The following is a 22,796-nucleotide window of genomic DNA, read 5'->3' on the forward strand; positions in this document are numbered from 1 at the left end:
ACCTAGAGCACTTCGCCAATCAGCAACGGCTCGTTGACCAGTTCAATCCCAAAACGTTCCTGCACGCCGGCACGTACTGAGCGGGCGATGGCCAGAATGTCCTGGGCAGTGGCTTCCCCGCGGTTGGTGATGGCCAGCGTGTGCTTGGTGGACAGCGAGGCGCGGCCATCGGCGAGCGCGAATCCGCCGGTCCCCTCCAAGCCGTAGCCCTTGGAGAAACCGGCCTGGTCGATAAGCCACGCAGCGGACAGCTTCACGAAGCCGGCCTGTTCCACCGGGTAGTTCGGGGCGTTCGGCGGAAGCTTGTCCAGGACGCTGGATTCAACGATGGGGTTGGTGAAGAAGGAACCGGTGGAATGCGAGTCGGCGTCCTTGATATCGAAGACCATGCCCTTGGAACGGCGCAATTCGAGCACTGCTTGGCGCACTTGAAGCGCGTTGGCGCGGTCTCCGGCTTCAACCCCGAGCCGGCGGGCCAGCTCTGCGTAGCGGATCGGAGCCGATTCGTTCTCGCGGGCCAGCAGGAACGCCACCTCCAGGACCACATAGCGCGGGGACCCATTGTTGCTGGTGCGCTTGATGAGCGACTCCCGGTAGGCGAATTCAAGTTCGGCGTTGTCCAGCTTGAGTACCTGGTCGCTCTCGCGGTCATAGGCGCGCACCCACGCCAAGGTCTGGGACACGTCTGCACCGTAGGCTCCAACGTTCTGCACCGGGGTGGCACCGGTGCATCCAGGGATGCCCGAGAGCGCTTCCAGCCCGCTCAGGCCCTCAGCCAAGCTGTATTCAACGGTCGTGTCCCAGTTCTCGCCGGCGGCGGCACGCAGCAGCACCTTGCTATTCGGCTGCTCGTCCAGGTGCAGTCCACGGGTGGCAATCTGCACGGCAACACCCGGGAAGCCGTCATCCGAGATCACCAGGTTGGAGCCCCCGCCAATGAGCAGGACGTCCTGCCCAGCAGCATCGGCTGCGGCTACTGCGTGAGCCAGTTCGGCTTCGCTGGTTGCGGTCACCATATGCCGGGCTGGCCCGCCGACGCGGGTCGTGGTCAGGTTCTTCAGCATTGCTTCAGTTTACTTTCGGTATGAGGACGATGGTCTGCGGCCAGGGGCGCGTGCTAGGCCTTGGGCTCGCCGCCGGCACGGCTTCCGGCGGCATTCGAGGACAGGCAGAAGGCCACAACCACCAGGATGGAGATGGAACCCAGGGCGGGCAGCAGTCCGATGACTTCGGCCAGCAGGCCCAGCAGGGGCGGGCCGCCGAGGAACGCGCCGTAGCCGATGGTGGACACCACCGAGACGCGGGTCGCCGCATGCACCGGATCATCCGAGGCAGCGCTCATGGCCAACGGGAAGGTCAGGGCCACGCCCATGCCCCAGATGGCCAAGGCCACGAAGGCCAGGGGCAGATTGTTGCCGAAGGCGAAGAGCAGCACGCCAACCAGCGCGCTGATGGCGCTGGCACGGATCATGAAAACCCTGCCCATCCGCAGGATCAAATCGCCGGAGAGCAGGCGGGTCAGGGTCATGGCGGTCACGAAGACGCCGTAGCCGATGGCTCCCATGCCTTCCTTCGTCTGGTACCCGTCCACCAGCGCCATGGCCACCCAGTCTCCGGCAGCGCCTTCGGCCAGGGCCATGCCCAGCACCAGCACGCCCAGGAGCACGGTCTGCGGTTCGGTCCAGGCCTTCTTCAGCGAGGACCCGTTGCTGCTGGTGCGCGGGGTCCGGCTGAAGTCTTCGCCGTAGAATCGTGCGCTGAACAGGACCATGGCGATGATGAGAAGGCCCATGAAGCCGTAGTGGTACTGCAGCGGGATCTGCAGGCGTGCGCCCAGCGCGCCGGCGCCGGCGCCGATTACCGTGCCAATGGAGAAGAAGCCGTGCAGGGCAGGCATGATGCTCTTGCCCAGAGCCCGTTCCATGGCCGCGCCTTGGACGTTGGAGGCGACATTCCACGAGGCGGTGCCCAGTCCCTGGGCAAAGAGGAAGATGCCACAGATGACGGCGCTGCCGAAGATCCCGGCACCGACGCCGACGAGGATCAGCGAGCCGGCGGCCAGAGTCGCGGCGATGCGCATGACGCTGGTGGCGCCCAGCCGCAGGACCAGCTGCCCCGAGACCGACACGGACAGGAAGGACCCTGCACTCAGGCACAGCAGCAGCAGGCCGACACTGGCGTGGTCCAGCGCCAGGGCGTCGCGCACCGCTGGCAAGCGCGAGACCAGTGCCGAGATCAGCAGGCCGCTGGCCAGGTAGGCGGCCATCAGCGCATTGCGCCACTGGGTTGCCGGCCGTTGCGCATCACCTGGAAGCTGCATGCCTAGAGCTGCACCACTGCCTGGCACTTGAGCAGCACCTTGGCTCCATCGGCCGAAACTGCCAGGTCGATGCGGGCGGTGCGGGCTTCGGCGTCCAAGGCGCCGACCTTGCCTTCCACCGAGATGGTGGTGCCTTCATGCTCCGATGGGTTGGAGCCTTCCGGGTCCTCGACGACGACCGGCTTGGTGAAACGGGTCTGGTAGTCGATGATGGCGCCCGGGTTCCCTACCCACTGCGAGACCAGGTCGATGACCGAACCCATGGTGAACATGCCATGGGCGATCACCGAAGGCAGTTCCACCTCCTTGGCGAAGCGCTCATTCCAGTGGATCGGATTGAAGTCGCCCGAGGCTCCGGCATAGCGAACCAGGTCCGCGCGGTTGACCTGCACCGTGTGCGAGCCAATGACCTGTCCCTTTTCGAGGCTTTCGAATTCAATCATGCTTAGTCCTCAGCTCGTACCAGTAGCGATGAAACGGTGGTGGCGATCTTCTCGCCGGCCGCGGTGGTGATTTCGGCGCGGGTGGTGATCATCGCGCCGGCGCCCATCTCGCGGATCTGGTCCACGTAGAGCTCGGCGAGCAGTTCATCGCCGGCCACGATCGGTCGGTGGTGGGTGAAGCGCTGGTCGGCATGCACCACGCGGGAGAAGTCGATGCCGCTGGCCGGGTCGGAGATCAGCTGCGCGTCGGCCCGCTGGGCGATGATGATTGCGAAGGTCGGCGGGGCGACAACGTCGCTGTAGCCCAGCCCGCGGGCTGCCTGCACTTCGTAATGCGCCCGGTTGGCGGCTTTGGTGGCGGCGGCGAATTCGCGGATCTTCTCGCGGCCTACCTGGTAGGACTCGCCGGCAGGGTAGATGCGCCCTACCAGGTCGGGGTTGATACCCATGGGTTCTCCTGAACGTTGTTGGACGTGGCCGGGCGTGGATGCCGCTGGATACGAAATCCGGGCGCAGCTGCCCGGTCACACTGTGGAATTCTTGCGAGAGCCTAGTTCTGCCCGTCGGCGGGGCGCTTGTTGGACTGTGGCGCGGCGAGGCCGTTGTCGATGCGCCACTGGCGTGCGTCCTTGGCCCGGACGACCAGGCTGGCGATGTGGCAGAGCATGCCGATGACCATGATGCCGATCGCGATGTAGACCGTGGGCAGGGACGGAATGTTGGCGCCGATGATGGCCAGGATAATGCCCACGCCCATGATGCCCATGGCGGCGAAGACGAGCTTCTTGTAGCGGGGCGAGGCGGATTCCCAAGGAGTGTTGGTCATGGCTCAAGTCTAGTTCAGCCCGGGCCGGGAGCGCTCATTGCCGCCGGGGCATTTCCGCGTGACTCCCCCGACAACGCTCCGGCCTCAGAACAGGGCGGATTGCTCTTCCTTGAAGTCCCCGCGCTGCTCCACCACCGCGACCTCGCGGGTTTTCAGCTCGGCGGCATCCAGCAAGCGCAGGGTGGTGCCATCGCCGCTGTCGGCGAGGATGCTCTGTCCCAGCACGCCGCGGATGCGCAGGTTCACGGTGCTTCCGGGCAGGGTCGTGGTCCAGGCATGCAGCGCATGCGCATCCCAGGCGCCAATGACCGGGCGGGCGAAGGCCGGCTGCTCCCACAGCTCGTCGCGCAATTGCACGCCAAAGGTCTCCAGGCCGCGCTGCGCGCCGAGGAAGTCCCTGGCCCGGCCTGCCGCGTCGGCGTTGATCTGATCAAGCTGGGCGTAGTCCAGTTCCCAGCTGGCCAAGCCCTTGACCTTGGACTTCTGCCGCACCTGCTGGCTCAGGCCCACATGCTCGGTAACCAGGTCTTCGATCACCCGGATGGCCGCCCCGTCAGTGGCGCGGGCGACATAGCGCGCAATGACTGCGCCCTGCTGCGCCAGCCGTGTCCATTTGCTCTGGGCCGAGGTGGTGCCGACCTTGGTCGCTCCGTGGGCGAAGCTGGCGATATACAAGAAGTGCGGCTGTTCCAGGTACTTGCGTAGGCCTTCGGGGGCCTCGCCGGTCTTGTGGAAATGGTGCATGAACTTCGACTGGTCCAGCCGGCGGCAGCTCTCGCATTGGGTGCCTGTGCGCAGGGCCTTGTTCTTGGGGCATGTCAGCGCATTGCGCGAGCCGTCGGCGTTCATCGTGATGTAGCCCAGGCAGAACTTCAGTTCTCCGATCTCCAGGGCCAGTGAACGTCCCGCTTCCAGGTACTCGGTCCCCCAGGTTTCGCCGCTGCGCAGCCGGAGCATCGGAGCGGGTTCGTGTTCTGCGAAGCTGATGCCGTGGCATAGCTGCCGGGTAGCTGAAGCGAATTCCATCAGGACCTTTCTGAAGTTTCACCTCCAACGATAGTTCACTGCAGAGGGCCAGGTCCGTTGGGCAGGTTGGCCGATTCGCAAAGTCCGAAAGTTAGCTGGACGAATTCCCGTTTGGTTCTGGCCTAATTCTTAGGAGATGCCCTTAGGCTGAAACTGCACCGGAAACGTACCGCGGACCGGGCCACAATCTGTTGAGGTGATCCAGGATTTCAGTCCCATTTGATGACGAGACGCGTGCAGTGGCAATCACGGCTGCTGGAACTACCCCGTCCCCGGCCGAGTTGCAGCGATTGACGAAGGCCTTCCACCACGATTTCCAGCGCTTCATGATGGAATACCAGTTTGCGGTGGACGAAGTGCTGACCAAGGTCTCGATCTTGCGTGAAGAGTTCTTGTACTTGCACAAATACAATCCAATCGAGCACGTCAGCTCCCGGGTGAAAACTCCGGAGAGCATCATGCGCAAGGTTGCCCGCCGGGCCATCGCGCCGTCCCTTACTGCCATACGCGAGAACATCAGCGATATTGCGGGTGTGCGCATTACCTGCAGTTTCGTCAAGGACATCTATAAGGTCCTGAACACCTTGACCGCTCAAAATGACCTGAAGGTCATCCAGATCAAGGATTACATCAAGAACCCGAAGCCAAGCGGCTATAAAAGTGTCCATGCAATTGTGCAAATTCCGGTCTTCTTATCCGACGGCCCTGTCGACGTCGTAGTGGAGTTGCAAATCCGCACGATCGCCCAGGATTTCTGGGCAAGCCTGGAGCATAAAATTTTCTACAAGTACGAGGGGGAGGTTCCAGAACATCTAGTACAGGAGCTCGCCGATGCGGCAGCTGTTGCAACGAAACTCGATATGCAAATGCAACGCTTGCATACCGAAGTACACGGCCATGATGCCAATGATGCAGCAGGACAAGAGACGAATTTCGATACGAAGGCCTTCCAGGGACTGCTCTCGCTGGCACAGCAAGCCAGCACAAGGAGCCCTGAAAAGGGTGCGGACAACTAAGCGTTATTGGCTTCGAAACGACGGGTCCCTGAAGACCGCTTCGAACCCGGAAACCAAAAAAGATCCTCAGCCGAAGCTGAGGATCTTTGATTTGGTAGCGGCGCCGGGACTCGATCCCGGGACCTCACGATTATGAGTCGTGCGCTCTAACCAGCTGAGCTACGCCGCCACAAGTGAGAAACAATCCAGTAGAAGCCAAGAAAGCTTCTCACTCAGAGCCCCCTGCCGGAATCGATCCGGCGACCTCGTTCTTACCAAGAACGCGCTCTACCACTGAGCTAAGGGGGCAACGAGTAAATACTCTACACGCATTTCCCGGCAAAGAAAAATCGGCAAACCGACCTGGAAAACACCCCGAAATTTCCATAAAACCACTAGTCAAATTGAGATTAGCCACTCACCCTAGATCTTCAAGGACGAAGACTGGGACAAAAGGTGCTCGGGTGACGATGCTCACTGAGGTGTCCCTTGTGGTCAATCGCGGATTCGACCAGACGCGCAGGATAAAATCCCGAGACACTTTCCCTCGTGGCAGAACCACAGATCTCCCGCGCAAAACATAGGAGGCTCAACTCCCCCAGTCCCTCGACCCTGGGATTATGGATTACCTGGAAGGGCATCTGGCATCCGGTGCGCGGAGTCGCCACAACGCGCCGCGAAAGTAATCCAGGAGGCATGAAGCAAGCTCTCACGCGCACGGAATTCACCTAGGCAACCCGACTCCTATTTCCGTCTTGATTAGGAATATTGTGACGTCAGCAACAAATCCCCGGGAGATTTTGCAAACCTCGAAAACCTGTGTAAAGTATTTACCTGTTGCCCCCTTAGCTCAGTGGTAGAGCGCGTTCTTGGTAAGAACGAGGTCGCCGGATCGATTCCGGCAGGGGGCTCGCAATGAGAGAAGCAATCTGATTCCAGATTGCTTCTCTTTTCGTTTATCTGCCGCTCTTAGTGCCCCATCGCGCGGCCTTCGCCTCAGCCTTCGCTCGCGCTGCTTCGCCAGTCTTCTGCCACGCCGTCTTCCCCAGATTCCCGATTCGCGCTGCAAGAGGCTGATCGCTTGTACAAGCTAGCTCCTGCCGCCGGGCCAGTGCCCGCATCCTGAATTGCTGTCACCCTTCTGACCACTGGATTTGCGTTTCTTCCTCCCAAGCGTGCTAAGTTGTTCGCGACCACACGGGTGCCCTGGCAAGGGCTGAGATCGGGCTATCGCCGTCCGCGACCGTTGAACCTGTCCGGGTCATGCCGGCGAAGGAAGTGAGTTTCCCCAGTGGAACAATTTGAACAGCACCCTGCCCACACCCTTGCCTACCGCGAATCTGCGGGAATTTCTGTTCCCGTCACGCAGATCCATCTGGCAGACTCTCCCAATGGAAAGCCCAACGAGCCGCTGTCGGTGTATCGGACCAGCGGACCGGGAAGCGAACCGACCCAGGGCTTGCCGCCCTTCCGCGAGCAATGGATCCTGGAGCGCGGGGATGTGGAGACTTACGCAGGCCGCGAGCGCAATCTGCACGACGACGGGCGCTCGGCGGTCCGCCGCGGCACGGCCAGCGCGGAATGGGCTGGACGTTCAGCCCCTCCGCTGCGGGCCGTTGGCGGAGCGCGCGTAACGCAGATGCACTATGCACGTGCCGGGATCATCACCCCGGAAATGCGCTATGTGGCGCTGCGCGAGGAATGCGATGTAGAACTGGTGCGCAGCGAGCTCGCGGCCGGACGAGCCATCATCCCGGCGAACATCAACCACCCGGAATCCGAGCCGATGATCATCGGCAAGGCGTTCCTGGTCAAGATCAATGCGAATATCGGCAACTCGGCGGTGACCAGCTCCATCGCAGAAGAGGTCTCCAAGCTCCAGTGGGCCGCCAAATGGGGCGCCGACACGGTAATGGACCTGTCCACCGGAGATGACATCCACACCACCCGAGAATGGATCATCCGCAACTCCCCCGTGCCCATCGGCACCGTGCCGATCTACCAGGCGCTGGAGAAGGTCAATGGCGAAGCCAACAAGCTGACCTGGGAGATCTTCCGCGACACTGTCATCGAGCAGTGCGAGCAGGGCGTGGACTACATGACCATCCACGCTGGCGTGCTGCTGCGCTACATCCCACTGACCGCCAACCGGGTTACCGGCATGGTTTCACGCGGCGGGTCCATCATGGCCGGATGGTGCCTGGCGCACCACCAGGAGAATTTCCTCTACACCCACTTCGATGAGCTGTGCGAGATATTCGCGCAGTACGACGTCGCCTTCTCGCTGGGCGACGGGCTGCGCCCGGGCTCCATTGCGGACGCAAACGACGCAGCGCAGTTCGCCGAGCTGGATACGCTGGCCGAGTTGACCAAGCGCGCCTGGCACTACGACGTGCAGGTGATGGTCGAGGGACCGGGGCATATCCCGTTCCATCTGGTGCGCGAGAATGTGGAGCGCCAGCAGGAATTGTGCGACGGGGCCCCGTTCTACACCTTGGGCCCGCTGGTCACCGACATCGCGCCGGGCTACGACCACATCACCAGCGCCATCGGTGCCACGGAGATCGCCCGCTACGGTACCGCAATGCTCTGCTATGTCACGCCCAAGGAGCATCTGGGGCTGCCCAACCGGGATGACGTGAAGACCGGCGTGATCACCTACAAGATCGCGGCTCACGCAGCAGATCTGGCCAAGGGGCATCCGGGTGCCACGGCCCGTGATGATGCGCTGAGCAAGGCTCGTTTCGAATTCCGCTGGAATGACCAGTTCGCGTTGTCCCTAGACCCGGTCACCGCGCAGGAATTCCATGACGAGACTCTGCCGGCCGAGCCGGCGAAGACCGCCCACTTCTGTTCCATGTGCGGGCCGAAATTCTGCTCCATGCGCATTTCCCAGGACATCCGCGACGAATACGGCTCGGCCGAGGCACAAGCGGCCTTGGCCGGGATGGCGCAGAAGAGCCGGCAGTTCCTGGAAAGCGGCGGCACGGTCTATCTCGGGGATGAGATTCCGATCGGGACCCCTGCCGAATAATTAGCCCGGCATGCGATAACGCCCTTGGAGCAAGCTTTCGGCTTGCCCCAAGGGCGTTATCCAGTGCTACTCAGCTGTAGCTGCAGGCTTAGTAGTCGCGACGTCCACCGCTGCGGTTCGAATCGCTGTAGCGGTCCTTGCCGCCGCGTCCGCCACCGAATCCGCCACGGCCGCCATTGCGTCCGCCACCGAATCCACCACGGCCGCCACGTCCACCACCGTAGCCGCCACGGCTACCACGGAAACCTCCGCGGTCGCCATCGTCATCACGGCGCGGGCTGCGGCCATTGTCGAGCTGGAGATCGATGGCTTCGCCGCCGATGCGGGTCTTGGAAAGTGCACGCCACTGGTCCTTGCTCAGCTCTGCTGGCAGCTCCACCAGGGTGTGGTCCGATCGGATGTCGATGCCGCCGATTTCCGAAGAATCGAAGCCGCCCTCGTTGGCCAGTGCGCCAACGATCGAGCCTGGCTGAACGCGGTTGCGGCGGCCAACTGCCAGACGGTACATGGCGTTGCCCTCGGCAGCGGTCTTGCGGGCACGTGGACCGCGCTCACCGCGTTCGCCACGCTCCGGGCGATCCATGCGGGCCTTCTTCGCAGGCGAGATGACCGGCTCGGTCATCAGCAGCGGGCGTCCGCCCTGGGCCATCAAAGCCAGTGCAGCCGCGATTTCCAGGTGGTCCAGGTCCTCGTGCTCGGCAGCGAACTTCTCCACGATCTCGCGGAAAGTAGTCAGGTCCTGGCCGCTGATGGTCTTGTCGATGCGGTCGGTGAACTTCTGGATGCGGCGGTCGTTGACCGAATCCAGCGACGGCAGCTGCATCTGGGTCACCGGCTGGCGGGTCGCCTTCTCGATGGCACGCAGCAGGTACTTCTCGCGCGGGGTCATGAACAGGATTGCGTCGCCCTTGCGGCCGGCACGGCCGGTGCGGCCGATGCGGTGCACGTAGGACTCGGTGTCATGCGGGATGTCGAAGTTGATCACGTGCGAAATGCGCTCGACGTCCAGGCCGCGGGCTGCCACGTCGGTAGCCACCAGGATGTCGATCTTGCCCGAGCGCAGGTTCTCCACGGTGCGCTCGCGCTGCTGCTGCGGGATGTCGCCGTTGATGGCGGCAGCGGTGAAGCCGCGGGCCTTGAGCTTGTCGGCCAGGTCTTCGGTAGCCATCTTGGTGCGCACGAAGGTGATCACGCCGTCGAATTCCTCGGATTCGAGGATGCGGGTCATGGCGTCCAGCTTGTGGGCGCCCATGACCTGCAGGAAGCGCTGGGTGATGTTGGTGCCGGTGGACTGCTTGGACTTCACGGCGACTTCCTGCGGGTTGCGCAGGTATTCCGAAGCGATGCGGCGGATGGTGCGCGGCATGGTGGCCGAGAACAGGGCAACCTGCTTCTCTTCCGGAGTCGCTTCCAGGATCTTGTCGACCTCTTCGGCGAAGCCCATGCGCAGCATTTCGTCGGCCTCGTCCAGCACCACGTACTGCAGGTTCGACAGGTCGAGGGAACCCTTGTTGATGTGGTCGATCACGCGGCCGGGGGTGCCCACGACGACCTGTGCGCCACGGCGCAGGCCGTTGAGCTGCGGGCCGTATGGGGAGCCGCCGTACACGGGCAGAACGGTGAAGTTCGGCAGGTACTTGGCGTAGGAGGTGAAGGCCTCGGCGACCTGGAGGGCCAGCTCGCGGGTTGGAGCCAGGACCAGGATCTGCGGGGTCTTGGCTGGGCCGTTGGTGTCAGCCAGTTCGGCCATGCGGGACAGGGCAGGCAGTGCGAAAGCAGCAGTCTTGCCGGTACCGGTCTGGGCCAGGCCGACAACGTCGCGGCCTTCGAGGAGCAGTGGAATGGTCGCTGCCTGGATTGGCGATGGCTTCTCGTAGCCAAGGTCGGCAAGCGATGCAAGCACGCGGGCATCCAGGCCAAGCTCGGAGAAGAGCACGGTTGGCTCTTCCGGGGTCTGGTTGTCGTTGGTGTTTACGGGCATGTCAGAAGACACGAAGAATTACCTCATTCGTTTGGGGATAGGCCTTGGCCGTCCCCAAAGAAACGACGTATAGGCTGCACAGTCAGATACAAGTCACGCTCATCAAGCGCTCCCCTATGACATAAAGACCCGCACACACTTTGCGGAAAATACAACACGAGAAGGCTCCAACCTCAAAAATTGGGCTGGATGCGAGAGGGATACCCTGATGTTCGCGAACACTTAATGCTAGCTTGAACGGCACTGAGTTGTCAGTGTCGAAGCCGTGTGAGATCGGGCACCGCGACAGAGCACGTAGGGTTAAGCACGTGAAGAAACCTCTTTTTCCAAGGCGTCCCAATGAGCCCACCCCCGGCGGACTGTTCGTCGCCCAAATGCTCTGGTTCCTGGCCGGAGTGCTTTTTCTCGGCTTTGGCGGCTTCCTGGCCTATGAGCAGAGCCGGGATTCCACACTGGATTTCGGCAGCATTGCGCTGATGGTCTTTTTCGCCGCAGCGGGCATCGCCTGCGGCGTGCTGGGATACCGGCTGTTCACCGGCGACCGGGCAGCGCGCGCCAAGCTGTCCTGGCTGGGGCTGATTGCCGCACTGCCGCTGCTGCTGCGCTTCGGACGCTATTCGCTGCTGGCCGCCATCATCATGTTCAGCGTGGTGCTGATGTGGTTGCCGGCAAGCAACAGGTACTTCAAGATCGTCGATCCCAAGCCGGCCAAGCGCCGCCGGTAGCCGGACCGGAACCCGGTTCAATGCACGAAGGACCTAGGTTCTGCTGCCCTTGGCGGCAGCAGAACCCAGGTCCTTTGCGTTTACGGCTTACAGGTTGGTGAAGGCCTTCTCCAGGTCTTCAATCAGATCTGCAGGGTCTTCGATGCCGACCGACAGGCGCAGCAGGTTCACTGGAACTGCCAGCTCGGTGCCCTTCACCGAAGCGTGGGTCATCTCCGACGGATAGTTCATCAGCGACTCGATGCCGCCCAGGGATTCAGCCAGGGTGAACAGCTTGGTGCTCTCGGCAATCTTGCGGGCCGCCGATTCCCCGCCCTTGAACTGGACGGAGACCATGCCGCCGAAGCCGGACATCTGCTTCTTGGCAATCTCGTGGCCCGGGTGGTCTTCGAAGCCCGGATAGAGCACGCGCTCGACTTCGCTGCGTTCGCGCAACCACCCGGCAACCTGTGCGGCGTTCTCCGAGTGGGTGCGCATGCGCACGCCCAGAGTCTTCAGGCCGCGGGTGGTCAAGAACGCATCCATTGGGCCCGAAACAGCGCCCACTGCGAACTGGATGAAGCCGATCTTCTCGGCCAGCTCGGCGTCCTTGACGATCACCGCACCGCCCACCACGTCGGAGTGGCCGCCAATGTACTTGGTGGTCGAGTGCACCACGATGTCTGCACCCAGGGTCAACGGCTGCTGCAGGAACGGGCTGGCGAAGGTGTTATCCACGACCAGCAGTGCCCCGGCGGCGTGGGCAATCTGAGCGACCTTGGCGATGTCGGTGATCTTCATCATCGGGTTGGACGGGGTTTCCACCCACACCAGCTTCGCCTTGTTCTTCTCGATGGCAGCGGCCAGGGCCGCCTCGTCACCCATGTCCACCGGGGTGTTGCCGATGCCCCATGCACCCAGGACGCGGTCAATCAGGCGGAAGGTTCCGCCGTAGGCGTCGTTGCCCAGCACGATGTGGTCGCCCGGGCGCAGGATTGCGCGGATCAGCGAATCCTCGGCGGCCAGGCCCGAGCTGAAGGAGAAAGCGTGGTTGCCGAATTCGGCGCCGGCCAGCTGCGCCTGCAGCGAGTCGCGGGTCGGGTTGGTGCCGCGGCCGTACTCGTAGCCGTTGCGCAGGCCGCCAATGCCGTCCTGCGCGTAGGTGGACGAGAAGTGCAGCGGCGGAACTACCGCGCCGGTAACCGGTTCGAATTCCTGGCCCGCGTGGACAAAGCGGGTGTTTGCGCCCTGATGGTTTTCAGTCATCGATATCAATCCTTTGTGGTGAAGTCTCTAGCGGGTGGTGTAGGCCAGAAGGTCGGCTGCGGTGGCCGCGGCAATCACTTCGCCGCCCTTGGTCAGCAGCACGGCCGGGTGGCTCTTGAGCAAGTCTTGCGCATGCTCCGGGGTGTCTGCGGTGCCAATGAATGGCATTGCCAGGTCGCCCAGATCTGCCAGCGTGCTGGTTGGTTCTGCACCGGCCAACAGCGCGTCGGTGATGTCGCTGGCACCGATTACGCCGCGGATCTCGCCGATTCGCGCAGGCAGTGGTGCAGTGGCTACGACCAGCGCGTCATCGCCCTGCTCGCGCAGCGCCTTGGCCGCCTCGGCCAGGGTAGTGTCCAATGGCACTGTCGCGGTGCCTTGCTTGGCCAGCGCCTCGCCGATGAAGTCCAGCGCGGAGTATTCATCGGTGGTGAAACCCTGGTCCAGCATCCACTGGTCGTTGAAGATCTTGGCCAGGTAGCCGCGGCCGCCATCCGGTGCGATCACGACAACCACGTCGTCTTCGCCCAGATCCTTGGCGACGCGCAACGCGGCGACGACAGCCATGCCCGAGGAACCACCCAGCAGCAGGCCCTCTTCCTTGGCCAGACGGCGGGTCATCTCAAATGCTTCGGCATCGGTGACCGGCTCCACGGCATCCGGCACGGAGGGGTCGTAGTTTCCCGGCCACATGTCTTCGCCGACGCCTTCGACAAAGTAGGGGCGTCCGGTGCCGCCGGAGTAGACCGAGCCATCCGGGTCAGCGGCGATGATCTTCACCGGGCCGGAAGCGCGGTCAGCGGAGATCTGCTTGAGGTAGCGTCCGGTGCCGGTGATGGTGCCGCCGGTTCCTGCGCTGATGACCGCATGGGTCAGCTTGCCGTCGGTGTCATTCCAGATTTCCGGGCCGGTGGTCTCGAAGTGGCTGTCAGGCGCTCCCGGGTTGGAGAACTGGTCGGGCTTGTATGCGCCATCGATTTCGGTGACCAGGCGGTCGGATACGCCGTAGTAGGACTCGGGCGAATCCGGAGCCACCGCGGTTGGGGTAACTACTACCTTGGCACCGTAGGCGCGCAGCACGTCGCGCTTTTCCTCGCCCACCTTATCGGGGGTGACGAAAATGGTGTTGTAGCCCTTGAGCTGGCCTACCATCGCCAGGCCGACGCCGGTGTTGCCGCTGGTCGGTTCCACGATGGTTCCACCAGGCTTGAGCTGGCCGGATTCCTCGGCACGCTCGACCATTTTCAATGCGATACGGTCCTTGATGGAACCGCCCGGATTCAGGTACTCGAGCTTCACCAGTACGGTGGCTTTGATCCCGTCGGTGACTCGGTTGAGCTTCACCAAAGGGGTATTGCCGATCAGGTCTAGAACTGTGGACGCATACTTCATGTCAAGAACTTTACCGGCGGATGTCATACATGTCGTTCCGAGGCGTAGCGAAACGTCACGCAGTGGACGCACGCTTTTCTCTGGTGATAGGGATACCGTCCAGGAATCCCGGGGGCAAAGTTATAGGATGCGTTTCATGGAGAAGTCGTTGAGCGCCAGCTACGATCCGCAGCGCCCGGTGGCCTTGCCCAAATCCTTGGGCATCTTGCGCCGCGGCCTGGGCGATCCGACAATCCGCCTGTCGCAGACCGAGGCGTGGCTGGCCTTCGCAACGCCACTCGGGGATGCCACCTTGCACATCCATAAGCCCTCCCCGAGCTCGCCAGCCGCATTGCAGGCCTGGGGTCCTGGCGCCCAGTGGGCCATGGAATCGGCACCGAACTTGCTGGGTGCGAAAGATGACTGGACCGATTTCGACGCGGGAGTCAAAGAAGGCAAGTTCCCGGAGATCATCGCGCGCTCCCGCTTCGAGCATCCGGATTTCATTCTGCCCAGCACCGGCAGGATCTTCGAGCACGTGGCCGGGGCGATCCTGGAACAGCGGGTCACCGGGATCGAAGCGAATTACGCGTGGCGCTGGCTGATCCGCCATCTGGGCCACCGGGCCCCGGGCCCGGCGCCCGAGGACCTGATGATTTTCCCCGGTCCGCAGAAATTGGCAACGATGAAGCGGTGGGACTGGCAAACAGCGCGTGTTGAAGGGCAACGGGCTACCACGATGGCGCGTGTGGTGCGGGTTGCCAGCAGCTTGCAGTGGTGGGCGGATAAGCCGATAAACCAACCAAAGCCCGCGGCGATGGCACCGGGAACCCTGGAGGCGGCGTTGGCGTCGGTGTCAGGGGTCGGCCCATGGACCATTGCCGAAACGCTGCAGCGTTCCCATGGATCTGCTGATCACATTTCCGTCGGAGATTTCCATCTGGCAGATTTCGTTGGCCAGGTGCTGGCCGGTTCGAGAATCAGCGATGCGCAGATGCTTGACCTGCTGGCGCCCTATGCCCCGCATCGGCAACGCGTGGTCCGTTTGCTGCAGCTCTCGGGGCAGAGAAAACAAAGCTTCGGGCCCCGATACGCACCGCTGGATCACCGGCGGCGGTAAGGGAGCCCGAAGTTTCTGGGAATTCCTAGGAGTCTGCCTGCGCGGCTTCCTCTGCGATCTGCTTATGCACTTCGCTCATGTCAATGCCCTTGACGGCAGTAACAAGGTCTTCGAGCTGGGTCTGGTTCAGCGCACCAGCCTGCGAGAACACGAGGACGTTCTCGCGGAACGCCATGATGGTCGGAATCGAGGTGACATTCGCAGCGCGGGCCAAGCCCTGCTCCGCTTCGGTATCCACCTTGGCAAATACTACGTCGGTGAACTTCTCGGAGGTCTGCTCGTACACCGGCGCAAAATTGCGGCATGGACCGCACCAGGCAGCCCAGAAGTCCACCAGGACGATGTCGTTCTCATCAATCAGCTGCGCGAATTCGTCTTCGCTCACATTTTTCGTTGCCATGGTTATACGGTAGCCGATCCCTATTTGAAATACGTAGAAAGGTGATCTTGGTTGAACACGGGAATAAAAACGTACCCGATTGCCGCGCAAGTTCTCCGGATGCAAAAAACTCCCGGATCCTGGGATCCGGGAGTTATTTGTGGCAGATACTGGATTCGAACCAGTGAAGGCGTTGCCAGCTGATTTACAGTCAGCCCCCTTTGGCCACTCGGGTAATCTGCCGAGTAGGTTCGCTTCAAGAACGTTTACTCTTGTCGGAACGAGAAATAACTCTACAGGAGTTTTCCGGCGTTGTGAAATCGAGAGGGGCATTTTTGCTGTAAGCCTGATCACACCCCGAATTTGAAGGTTAAAACCGGTAGGCTATGAAGCGAATCAGACCCGTTTCAACTAGGAGTATTCACATGGCTAGTGATTCCACATTCGACGTCGTAAGCAAGGTTGATAGCCAGGAAGTCGCCAACGCGATGAACCAGGCCCAGAAGGAAATCGCCCAGCGTTACGACTTCAAGGGCGTAGGCGCTGAAATTGACTTCAGCGGCGAGAAGATCCTGATGAAGGCCAACTCGGAAGAGCGCGTCAACGCTGTGCTGGATGTTTTCCAGTCCAAGCTGGTCAAGCGCGGCATTTCACTGAAGTCGTTGGATGCCGGTGACCCATTCGCTTCGGGCAAGGAATACCGCATCGAAGCAAGCATCAAGGAGGGCATTGCCCAGGATGTCGCCAAGAAGATCAACAAGTTGATCCGCGATGAGGCGCCTAAGGGCGTCAAGTCCACCATCCAGGGCGACGAGCTGCGCGTTTCGTCCAAGTCTCGCGATGATCTTCAGGCCACCATGGCTCTGCTGCGCGACTTCGAGGAAGCAGACCTGCAGTTCGTGAACTTCCGGTAGGGCACATCTCAGCCTGCTAGAAGTACTTCGCAAGAGCCGAGGGCTGTCACCCATCCGTGGTGGATGGGTGACAGCCCTCGGCTCTTTGCTGGATTACCGAAAACTCTCGTCCGACTGCTCAACGTATCCGTTTGCCATCGCCTGTGCGTTTTTGCGCCTTGGCCTCGTCACGGGCCTTCTTCTTGTAGTACCTGTCGCGGGTCCTGTCCCTGGCACGACGCTTGATCTCCTCCACATCGTCAGCAAAATGCTCCTTCGTCATTGCCTTGAATTCATCGAACGTGGCCTGCTCTTCTTCAGGGGTCGGCCCAGGAATCCAACTTTTCGTCCAGAGCAACTCTGCCAAATTGCACATGGCTACGGCCGCCGTCACCACTGCGCTAGCGATGATTGAACGGTCGAGTGCGAAAGAAGCAACAAAACTGATCACAATGGACGCAGTGAATGGCAGAAAAACATAGGCAAACCCGCCGGGATTGGACCTGCGTTCGCGGAGGACGATGGGCCGCTCAATGACTGCGCCTACAACCTCGGATATGACAAATGCAAGAACAAGCGAGACCGCGATCCTGTCAAAGGTCACGTCGACATCGATAAACAGTGTGATTATCCACGCGAGCAGGAGGGCAACAGCTCCCTTTACAACCCCCGTTGTCAACCGGCCAGCAATCGCATCGCCCAGCGTAGGAAAACGGATTTCGCCGTCCGTCATTTTTCTTTCTCCTCGTGGTCTGTTGATGAGAAGCATGCCGCGATCACGGTTCTGGGTTAACGCCTTTCAGGCTTCCCCCAGGGCTTCAACTTCCCGCAGACGCGAGTCTCCGATCGCCCGTAGAGCGCTGCTACAACAGGTCGATCCGCAGGAGCGGTCACCTGCTCCAGCGCATTCGGCTTAGTACCCGCGGCCGCCGGCCATTGCTTCAAGCCGCGCGATGCGATCTTCCATCGGAGGGTGGGTGGAGAACATGCGCTTCAGGCGCGAACCGAAAGGGTTCGCGATCATGAGGTGCGAGCTGTTGACCAGCTTCTGGTCATTCGACGCCAGCGGAGCGTGGGAGATCCCCGATTCCAATTTGCGTAGCGCGCTTGCCAGTGCCAGCGGATCGTTGGTCAGCTTGGCACCATCTTCATCGGCATCGTATTCGCGGGTACGACTCACGGCCATCTGGATGATGGACGCAGCCAGCGGTGCCAGCAGCGACAACGCAATCAATGCGATCGGGTTCACCCCGCGGTTGTCATTGCTGTTGCCGCCTCCGAAGAACATCAGGAACTGCGCCACCGAAGTGATCACGCCGGCAATTGCCGCGGCGACCGACGAGGTGAGGATGTCCCTGTTGTAGACGTGCATCAGTTCATGGCCCAGCACACCGCGCAATTCGCGTTCATTTAGCAGCTGCAAGATGCCTTCGGTGCAGCACACCGCCGAGTTCTGCGGGTTGCGACCGGTAGCAAAGGCGTTCGGCGAGGTAGTTGGCGAAACATACAGGCGCGGCATCGGCTGCTGCGCGTTCATCGACAGCTCGCGCACGATGCGGTACATTCCCGGTTGTTCCGCTTCGCTGACCGGGTAGGCATGCATTGAGCTCAAGGCCAGCTTGTCGCTATTCCAATAGCTGTAGGCAGTACTTGCGAGGCCAATCAGGGCGAAGATCCAAATGAACATCGAACGGCCGGTACCCGCGGAAATCAGCGAACCGATGGCCAGCAGCAGGGCGAACATTCCACCCATCAAAAAGGCGGTCTTGAGTCCGTTGTTATGTCCATGCACGGCGATGCACTCCCTCAATGAAGCAAACCAAGTTGGTGTTCTCTAGTCTAGTCAACGACTGGAAATCCAAATATGTTCCGGTGAGAAGATCACATCGGCGCACCCGGTTGCAGGCATCCGCAGGGCAGGGGAATATACCGGGAGGCTGGACGTTGTAGTTTTAAGATGCGGTGCCACAGTTTATTTCCGGCTGGTCCGCTCCCCCGCCCTATTGCGATTCTGAAAGTGTGCGCCCTGCATGTCCTTAAGCACTGCCAAACCGATCCGTTCAGAACATAGTTATGGGTTGATCCAAGGCACCTCCGCATACCTGATTTGGGGCATGCTCCCGGCCTACTTCCTACTGCTGCCTGCCATCTCGGCATTCGAATTCGTTGCCGTCCGGGTTATCTTCTCGCTGGTTTTCTGCCTGCTTCTGCTGGCGTTCACCCGCCAGTTCAAGGGGTTCCTGGCCATGTTCAAGGATTCCACAGCCATGTGGCAGTTGGGACTGGCCAGTGTGCTGATCGCGGCCAACTGGACCCTCTATGCGCTGGCAGTCTTGACCGGGCATGTGCTGGAAGCATCGCTGGGCTACTTCATCAACCCGATTGTGGCGATCTTGCTGGGCGTCGTTGTTTTGAAGGAAAAATTGCGTCGCCTGCAGTGGATCGCAGTCGGCGTCGCCACCATTGCCGTGATGGTCCTGACCGTCGGTCTGGGGCGGGTTCCATGGATTTCCCTCGGGCTGGCCTTCTCCTTTGGCTTCTATGGACTGGTGAAGAACAAGGTGGGCCAAAGCGGTACTGCTCTGGGGTCGTTGACCGTTGAAACCGTTTGGCTGGCTCCGCTGGCATTCGGCTACCTGCTGTGGCTGGCTGTTGACGGTCAGTCGGCACTGTTCTCGGCTGACGTTCCGGGACTCTTGCTCTTGGCAGGCAGCGGAATTATCACCGCTGTTCCGCTGTTGCTCTTCGGGGGTGCGGCACGCCGTTTGCCTTTGAGCACGCTGGGCTCGCTGCAGTTCCTCGCCCCGCTCTTGCAGTTCATCTTGGGCTTATTGGTCTTCGGCGAGCACATGCCATTTGAACGCTGGGTTGGCTTCGCACTGGTCTGGGTTGCAGTCATCTTCGTACTCGTGGACATGATGCGAATTCCTCGCACTGGTTCCATGCCCGAACCGAAGAAGCTGGGCTGAGCACCGATTGGCATGAGAACTGAGTAAGCGAAAGCCTCGAATCTCCGAAGGGAGGTTCGAGGCTTTCGCCGTACTCGGCCTAGATCGCTGCTGCTTAGGCGACAGCCTTGCGGATGGCGTCTTCCAGGACGTTGAACGCATCTTCGAGCAGCTCATCGCCAATGACCAGCGGCGGCAGCAGGCGCACCACGTTGCCGTAGGTGCCGCAGGTCAGGATCAGCACACCCTGGGCCAGGCATTCGTCGGCGATCGCCTTGGTCAGTGCGGCATCCGGCTCCTTGCCCCCGGCCTTGACGAATTCCATCGCGACCATGCCGCCACGGCCACGGATGTCGCCCAGTTCCTTGATGTCCTTCTGCAGCGCTCCGAAGCGGGTGAAGAACTTCTCTTCGATCTGCCGGGCGCGGCCCGCCAGGTCCTGCTCTTCCATGAACTTGATGGATTCCAGGGCCGCGGCCACTGCTACCGGGTTGCCGCCGTAGGTGCCGCCCAGTCCGCCGCCGTGCACCGAGTCCAGCAGTTCGGCGCGGCCGATGATGCCCGACAGCGGCATGCCACCGGCAATGCCCTTGGCCAGGGTGACGATATCAGGCTCGATGCCCTCGATATCCGACGCGAACCATGCGCCGGAGCGGGCAAAGCCTGCCTGGACTTCGTCGGCAATGAAGACAATGCCGTTTTCCTTGGCCCACTCGGCAATGCGCGGCAGGAAGCCTGTCGCTGGGACAATGAAGCCGCCCTCGCCCTGGATCGGTTCGATGATGATCGCCGCGATCTGGTCGCCACCGATCTGCTTCTCCATGGCCAGGATGGCGCGCTCGGCAGCTTCCTTGCCGGAGATGTTCGGGTTTTCCTCGCGGAACGGGTAGCTCATTGGCATGCGGTAGATCTCCGGTGCCAGCGGTCCGAAGCCGCGCTTGTATGGAGCTGCCTTGGCGGTCAGACCCATAGTGAGGTTGGTACGGCCATGGTAGGCGTGGTCGAAGGCGACCACTGCCTGGCGGCCGGTGGCAATGCGGGCGACCTTGATGGCGTTCTCTACCGCTTCGGCACCGGAGTTGAAGAAGACCGCACGCTTCTCGAAGTTGCCCGGGGTGATGGCAGCGAGCTTCTCGGCCAGCTCGATGTAGTTCTCGTACGGGGCGACCATGAAGCAGGTGTGCGTAAAGCGGGCTGCCTGCTCGGCGACGGCCTTGGCTACCGCCTGATTCGAAGCGCCAACGGTGGTCACCGCGATGCCGGATCCCAGATCGATCAGCTGGTTGCCGTCGACATCGACAATGATGCCGCCATCCACGTCTGCGGCGTATACCGGTATGCTGGATGCTACGCCTGCAGCAACAGCCTTGGCTCGGCGTGCGGTCAGTTCCTGCGACTTCGGGCCGGGGAATGGACCGTTGATCTTGCGCTTCTGATCAATGCGGTAGGTAACGTCCATGTGCTTGTCCTTCCAGAACTTGTTGGTGAGCTCGCTTGCCCAGTTTTCTCTATAACTAGAGAGTATTCTCCTGGCCACCAGCGGACTACGCTGAATGGCACAACGCATTCCGTGTCGCCTAGTGCATTTGCACAAGAAAGAGGCCTCTGCGTTCCAAGCCGTAGCTTGGAGCGCAGAGGCCTCTAATCCTGATGCTGCGTGCAGGTTCTAGTTTCCTGCCGAGCCAGCTGGCTCAATCACATCGTCGTCCTGCTTTTCAGGATGGCGACTCAGATTGATCAGCGAGACGGCCAGGCCGCCCCAGATGGTGAGCATGGAGATAATCATGAAGACAATCGCGATGGCACTCATGGCTAGTACTCCTTTCCGGCGACTTCAGGAACTTCCTCGGCCTCGACATTCGCACGATGCTGGTCGAACTCGGGGTCATCGATCTTCGAGTTCTTGCTCCATGGAATCAGCGAGAGCACGATCGCGCCAACGATCAGCGCACCGGCCATGCCCCAGCCGAAGATGCCGTTGAACCAGACAGGGTAACCGCTGTAGGACTCAGCCATCTTGCTTTGCAATTCGTTGATCAGCATGTAGCCCAAGGCTGCTGGTCCGATGCCGCCAACGAGGACCTTCCAACCGGTTCCCAGCTTGATGGAACTATGGCGGTTCAGGTGCTTGGCCAGCTTCGGCAGCATGCCCAGGCCGGCACCGAAGACGATCACGAGTACCAAGGCGCAGGCCAGGATGCCGAACTGGTTGACGAAGGCATCCATGGTGTCCAGCAGATACAGGCCAGTGGTGGTCGGGAACAGCACCAGCGAAATCACTGCAACCGGAATGCCCACGACCAGGGTCGCTGGGACGCGCTTCCAGCCCAGCTTGTCCTGGAATGCCGCCACGATCACCTCAAGAATGGAGATCAGCGAGGTCAGGCCTGCGAAGACCAGCGAGCCGAAGAACAGCACACCGATCAGCGAGCCCAGCGGCGCTTCGGACACGATGGTCGGGAAGGCAATGAAAGCCAAGCCGATGCCGGAGGTGGCAACCTCGTCCACGGCGCTGCCGGCGTTGTAGGCCATGAAGCCCAGAGCGGCGAAGACGCCGATGCCTGCCAGCAGTTCGAAGCTGGAGTTGGCGAAGGCGACAGCGTAGCCCGAACCGGTCAGATCGCTCTTGCGCTTCATGTAGGACGAGTAGGTCACCATGATGCCGAAGGCAACGGACAGCGAGAAGAAGATGTGCCCGAAGGCTGCAGCCCACACCGCTGGGTTGGACAGTGCCGCGAAGTCCGGGGTGAAGAAGGCATTCAGGCCATCGATGGCCCCTGGCAGGAAGACCGACTGGACGACCAGGATCAGGAACATCACGATGAGCAGCGGCATGAAGACCGCGTTGGCTCGGGAAATGCCCTTGTTCACGCCGGCGACCATGATCACGATGGTGACCAGCCAGACGAAGAACATCGGGATGAAGATGTTGCCCACGAAGTCGAACCCGACATTGACGTTGTCCGAGACCTTGAGGAAGTCGTTCATGAAGAAGCCGGAGGCGCCGTCTGCGTTCGTTTCCCATGCCTTGGTGATGGAGAACCAGCAGTACATGGCGGCCCAGGCAATGATGGCCGCGTAGTAGATGGCGATGATGAAGCAGATCAGTACCTGCCACCAACCCAGGACCTCAGCCTTGCGGTTAGCCCGGCGGTAAGCCAGCGGGGCGGAGCCGCGGTAGCGGTGGCCGATCGAGTAGTCGAGGAACAGCAGCGGGATGCCGGCGCAGAGAATTGCGACCAGGTACGGGATCAAGAATGCGCCGCCGCCGTTTTCGTAGGCGACATAGGGGAAACGCCAGATGTTTCCCAGACCAACGGCCGAACCAATCGCTGAGAGGATGAACAACTTTCGGGAGCTGAAAGTCTCACGCTTCTCTGTTGCGAGTGGAGCGCCCTGCGATGAAGATGGAGTGCTCATGTGTCTAAGCTACTGCAAAACTTTCACATTGTGGTCATGTCTAGAGCTTGCGTGTCCACATTTTGAGCAT

General features: G+C 61.2%; 21 protein-coding genes, 4 tRNA genes and 1 riboswitch. Of the genes, 7 read left to right on the forward strand and 18 right to left on the reverse strand.

Annotated elements, in window-relative coordinates; all coding sequences use genetic code 11:
• Positions 1-2: 2 nt before the first annotated feature.
• The 6 genes from ACLQ8T_RS11895 to ACLQ8T_RS11920 form a co-directional block, all read right to left on the reverse strand.
• Complete coding sequence (locus ACLQ8T_RS11895) at positions 3-1,064, reverse strand: UDP-N-acetylmuramate dehydrogenase (RefSeq protein WP_413454735.1); 1,062 nt, start codon at positions 1,062-1,064, stop codon at positions 3-5.
• A 53-nt stretch (positions 1,065-1,117) separates the two neighbouring features.
• The gene (locus tag ACLQ8T_RS11900) at positions 1,118-2,320 is read right to left on the reverse strand and encodes an MFS transporter (protein WP_413454736.1); all 1,203 of its coding nucleotides are present in this window, start codon (positions 2,318-2,320) and stop codon (positions 1,118-1,120) included.
• A gap of 2 nt (positions 2,321-2,322) precedes the next feature.
• Positions 2,323-2,763 carry a MaoC family dehydratase gene (locus tag ACLQ8T_RS11905; protein WP_128471097.1) on the reverse strand — a complete coding sequence of 147 codons (441 nt, stop codon included), beginning with the start codon at positions 2,761-2,763 and terminating at the stop codon, positions 2,323-2,325.
• Positions 2,764-2,765: 2 nt separating this feature from the next.
• A complete protein-coding gene (locus ACLQ8T_RS11910; RefSeq protein WP_413454737.1) occupies positions 2,766-3,212 on the reverse strand; it encodes a MaoC family dehydratase N-terminal domain-containing protein in 447 nt (148 codons plus the stop codon).
• Between the two features lie 101 nt (positions 3,213-3,313).
• Entirely contained in the window at positions 3,314-3,589 is a 276-nt protein-coding gene (locus ACLQ8T_RS11915; RefSeq protein ID WP_413454738.1) for a hypothetical protein, read from the reverse strand.
• A gap of 84 nt (positions 3,590-3,673) precedes the next feature.
• Positions 3,674-4,615: a DUF2797 domain-containing protein gene (locus ACLQ8T_RS11920; RefSeq protein ID WP_413454739.1), complete on the reverse strand. Its 942-nt coding sequence runs from the start codon at positions 4,613-4,615 to the stop codon at positions 3,674-3,676.
• Positions 4,616-4,854: 239 nt separating this feature from the next.
• On the opposite strand from ACLQ8T_RS11920, the gene ACLQ8T_RS11925 reads away from it, so the two are divergent.
• Positions 4,855-5,631: a GTP pyrophosphokinase family protein gene (locus ACLQ8T_RS11925; protein WP_338085790.1), complete on the forward strand. Its 777-nt coding sequence runs from the start codon at positions 4,855-4,857 to the stop codon at positions 5,629-5,631.
• A gap of 92 nt (positions 5,632-5,723) precedes the next feature.
• Here the strand turns inward: ACLQ8T_RS11925 and ACLQ8T_RS11930 are convergent.
• Positions 5,724-5,800 (reverse strand) — tRNA-Met (locus tag ACLQ8T_RS11930).
• Between the two features lie 47 nt (positions 5,801-5,847).
• A tRNA-Thr gene (locus tag ACLQ8T_RS11935) sits at positions 5,848-5,919 on the reverse strand.
• Positions 5,920-6,449: 530 nt separating this feature from the next.
• Here ACLQ8T_RS11935 and ACLQ8T_RS11940 point away from each other — a divergent pair.
• Both ACLQ8T_RS11940 and thiC read left to right on the forward strand, forming a co-directional pair.
• A tRNA-Thr gene (locus tag ACLQ8T_RS11940) sits at positions 6,450-6,521 on the forward strand.
• A gap of 276 nt (positions 6,522-6,797) precedes the next feature.
• A riboswitch (TPP riboswitch) is annotated at positions 6,798-6,905 on the forward strand.
• Positions 6,902-8,644: a phosphomethylpyrimidine synthase ThiC gene (gene thiC / locus ACLQ8T_RS11945; RefSeq protein WP_413454740.1), complete on the forward strand. Its 1,743-nt coding sequence runs from the start codon at positions 6,902-6,904 to the stop codon at positions 8,642-8,644. Its footprint overlaps the riboswitch before it by 4 nt.
• 88 nt (positions 8,645-8,732) lie before the next feature.
• Here thiC and ACLQ8T_RS11950 read toward each other — a convergent pair whose 3' ends face one another.
• Positions 8,733-10,625, reverse strand: coding sequence for a DEAD/DEAH box helicase (locus ACLQ8T_RS11950; RefSeq protein WP_413456408.1), 1,893 nt, complete (start codon positions 10,623-10,625; stop codon positions 8,733-8,735).
• A gap of 308 nt (positions 10,626-10,933) precedes the next feature.
• On the opposite strand from ACLQ8T_RS11950, the gene ACLQ8T_RS11955 reads away from it, so the two are divergent.
• On the forward strand, positions 10,934-11,350 hold the full coding sequence (locus ACLQ8T_RS11955) for a hypothetical protein (protein ID WP_413454741.1): 417 nt from the start codon (positions 10,934-10,936) through the stop codon (positions 11,348-11,350).
• Between the two features lie 87 nt (positions 11,351-11,437).
• On the opposite strand, the gene ACLQ8T_RS11960 is transcribed toward ACLQ8T_RS11955, so the two are convergent.
• Together ACLQ8T_RS11960 and ACLQ8T_RS11965 are read right to left on the reverse strand one after the other, a co-directional pair.
• Positions 11,438-12,595, reverse strand: a complete 1,158-nt coding sequence (locus ACLQ8T_RS11960) for a cystathionine gamma-synthase (protein WP_128471092.1) — start codon at positions 12,593-12,595, stop codon at positions 11,438-11,440.
• 27 nt (positions 12,596-12,622) lie between these two features.
• Positions 12,623-13,987, reverse strand: a complete 1,365-nt coding sequence (locus ACLQ8T_RS11965) for a pyridoxal-phosphate dependent enzyme (protein ID WP_413454742.1) — start codon at positions 13,985-13,987, stop codon at positions 12,623-12,625.
• 136 nt (positions 13,988-14,123) lie between these two features.
• Here ACLQ8T_RS11965 and ACLQ8T_RS11970 point away from each other — a divergent pair, with 136 nt between their 5' ends.
• Positions 14,124-15,086: a DNA-3-methyladenine glycosylase family protein gene (locus ACLQ8T_RS11970; protein WP_413454743.1), complete on the forward strand. Its 963-nt coding sequence runs from the start codon at positions 14,124-14,126 to the stop codon at positions 15,084-15,086.
• Between the two features lie 25 nt (positions 15,087-15,111).
• Here the strand turns inward: ACLQ8T_RS11970 and trxA are convergent, their stop codons facing one another.
• Positions 15,112-15,486 carry a thioredoxin gene (trxA, locus tag ACLQ8T_RS11975; RefSeq protein ID WP_204722660.1) on the reverse strand — a complete coding sequence of 125 codons (375 nt, stop codon included), beginning with the start codon at positions 15,484-15,486 and terminating at the stop codon, positions 15,112-15,114.
• Positions 15,487-15,626: 140 nt separating this feature from the next.
• A tRNA-Tyr gene (locus ACLQ8T_RS11980) sits at positions 15,627-15,708 on the reverse strand.
• Positions 15,709-15,890: 182 nt separating this feature from the next.
• Between ACLQ8T_RS11980 and ACLQ8T_RS11985 the strand changes: the two genes are divergently transcribed.
• Positions 15,891-16,379, forward strand: a complete 489-nt coding sequence (locus ACLQ8T_RS11985; RefSeq protein ID WP_038992247.1) for a YajQ family cyclic di-GMP-binding protein — start codon at positions 15,891-15,893, stop codon at positions 16,377-16,379.
• Between the two features lie 118 nt (positions 16,380-16,497).
• On the opposite strand, the gene ACLQ8T_RS11990 is transcribed toward ACLQ8T_RS11985, so the two are convergent.
• Together ACLQ8T_RS11990 and htpX are read right to left on the reverse strand one after the other, a co-directional pair.
• Positions 16,498-17,091, reverse strand: a complete 594-nt coding sequence (locus tag ACLQ8T_RS11990; RefSeq protein ID WP_413454744.1) for a hypothetical protein — start codon at positions 17,089-17,091, stop codon at positions 16,498-16,500.
• 180 nt (positions 17,092-17,271) lie between these two features.
• Positions 17,272-18,150, reverse strand: a complete 879-nt coding sequence (gene htpX, locus ACLQ8T_RS11995) for a zinc metalloprotease HtpX (RefSeq protein WP_413454745.1) — start codon at positions 18,148-18,150, stop codon at positions 17,272-17,274.
• A 238-nt stretch (positions 18,151-18,388) separates the two neighbouring features.
• Between htpX and rarD the strand changes: the two genes are divergently transcribed.
• A complete protein-coding gene (gene rarD / locus ACLQ8T_RS12000) occupies positions 18,389-19,327 on the forward strand; it encodes an EamA family transporter RarD (RefSeq protein WP_413454746.1) in 939 nt (312 codons plus the stop codon).
• Positions 19,328-19,421: 94 nt separating this feature from the next.
• Here the strand turns inward: rarD and gabT are convergent, their stop codons facing one another.
• From gabT to ACLQ8T_RS12015, 3 genes are all read right to left on the reverse strand, one after another.
• Entirely contained in the window at positions 19,422-20,765 is a 1,344-nt protein-coding gene (gabT, locus tag ACLQ8T_RS12005; RefSeq protein ID WP_413454747.1) for a 4-aminobutyrate--2-oxoglutarate transaminase, read from the reverse strand.
• A gap of 207 nt (positions 20,766-20,972) precedes the next feature.
• Complete coding sequence (locus ACLQ8T_RS12010; RefSeq protein WP_073705872.1) at positions 20,973-21,116, reverse strand: methionine/alanine import family NSS transporter small subunit; 144 nt, start codon at positions 21,114-21,116, stop codon at positions 20,973-20,975.
• A gap of 2 nt (positions 21,117-21,118) precedes the next feature.
• Positions 21,119-22,726, reverse strand: coding sequence for a sodium-dependent transporter (locus ACLQ8T_RS12015; RefSeq protein ID WP_413454748.1), 1,608 nt, complete (start codon positions 22,724-22,726; stop codon positions 21,119-21,121).
• Positions 22,727-22,796 lie beyond the last annotated feature (70 nt).

The sequence above is a fragment of the Glutamicibacter sp. FR1 genome (genome assembly GCF_047300825.1).
In the GTDB taxonomy this organism is placed as follows: Bacteria; Actinomycetota; Actinomycetes; order Actinomycetales; family Micrococcaceae; genus Glutamicibacter; species Glutamicibacter nicotianae.

Bases quoted from the DNA above. Each gene is read 5' to 3' on its own strand.
- ACLQ8T_RS11895 (WP_413454735.1), bottom strand. From the start codon at position 1,064: ATGCTGAAGAACCTGACCACGACCCGCGTCGGCGGGCCAGCCCGGCAT.
- ACLQ8T_RS11900 (WP_413454736.1), bottom strand. From the start codon at position 2,320: ATGCAGCTTCCAGGTGATGCGCAACGGCCGGCAACCCAGTGGCGCAAT.
- ACLQ8T_RS11905 (WP_128471097.1), bottom strand. From the start codon at position 2,763: ATGATTGAATTCGAAAGCCTCGAAAAGGGACAGGTCATTGGCTCGCAC.
- ACLQ8T_RS11910 (WP_413454737.1), bottom strand. From the start codon at position 3,212: ATGGGTATCAACCCCGACCTGGTAGGGCGCATCTACCCTGCCGGCGAG.
- ACLQ8T_RS11915 (WP_413454738.1), bottom strand. From the start codon at position 3,589: ATGACCAACACTCCTTGGGAATCCGCCTCGCCCCGCTACAAGAAGCTC.
- ACLQ8T_RS11920 (WP_413454739.1), bottom strand. From the start codon at position 4,615: ATGGAATTCGCTTCAGCTACCCGGCAGCTATGCCACGGCATCAGCTTC.
- ACLQ8T_RS11950 (WP_413456408.1), bottom strand. From the start codon at position 10,625: ATGCCCGTAAACACCAACGACAACCAGACCCCGGAAGAGCCAACCGTG.
- ACLQ8T_RS11960 (WP_128471092.1), bottom strand. From the start codon at position 12,595: ATGACTGAAAACCATCAGGGCGCAAACACCCGCTTTGTCCACGCGGGC.
- ACLQ8T_RS11965 (WP_413454742.1), bottom strand. From the start codon at position 13,987: ATGAAGTATGCGTCCACAGTTCTAGACCTGATCGGCAATACCCCTTTG.
- ACLQ8T_RS11970 (WP_413454743.1), top strand. From the start codon at position 14,124: ATGGAGAAGTCGTTGAGCGCCAGCTACGATCCGCAGCGCCCGGTGGCC.
- trxA (WP_204722660.1), bottom strand. From the start codon at position 15,486: ATGGCAACGAAAAATGTGAGCGAAGACGAATTCGCGCAGCTGATTGAT.
- ACLQ8T_RS11985 (WP_038992247.1), top strand. From the start codon at position 15,891: ATGGCTAGTGATTCCACATTCGACGTCGTAAGCAAGGTTGATAGCCAG.
- ACLQ8T_RS11990 (WP_413454744.1), bottom strand. From the start codon at position 17,091: ATGACGGACGGCGAAATCCGTTTTCCTACGCTGGGCGATGCGATTGCT.
- rarD (WP_413454746.1), top strand. From the start codon at position 18,389: ATGTCCTTAAGCACTGCCAAACCGATCCGTTCAGAACATAGTTATGGG.
- gabT (WP_413454747.1), bottom strand. From the start codon at position 20,765: ATGGACGTTACCTACCGCATTGATCAGAAGCGCAAGATCAACGGTCCA.
- ACLQ8T_RS12010 (WP_073705872.1), bottom strand. From the start codon at position 21,116: ATGAGTGCCATCGCGATTGTCTTCATGATTATCTCCATGCTCACCATC.
- ACLQ8T_RS12015 (WP_413454748.1), bottom strand. From the start codon at position 22,726: ATGAGCACTCCATCTTCATCGCAGGGCGCTCCACTCGCAACAGAGAAG.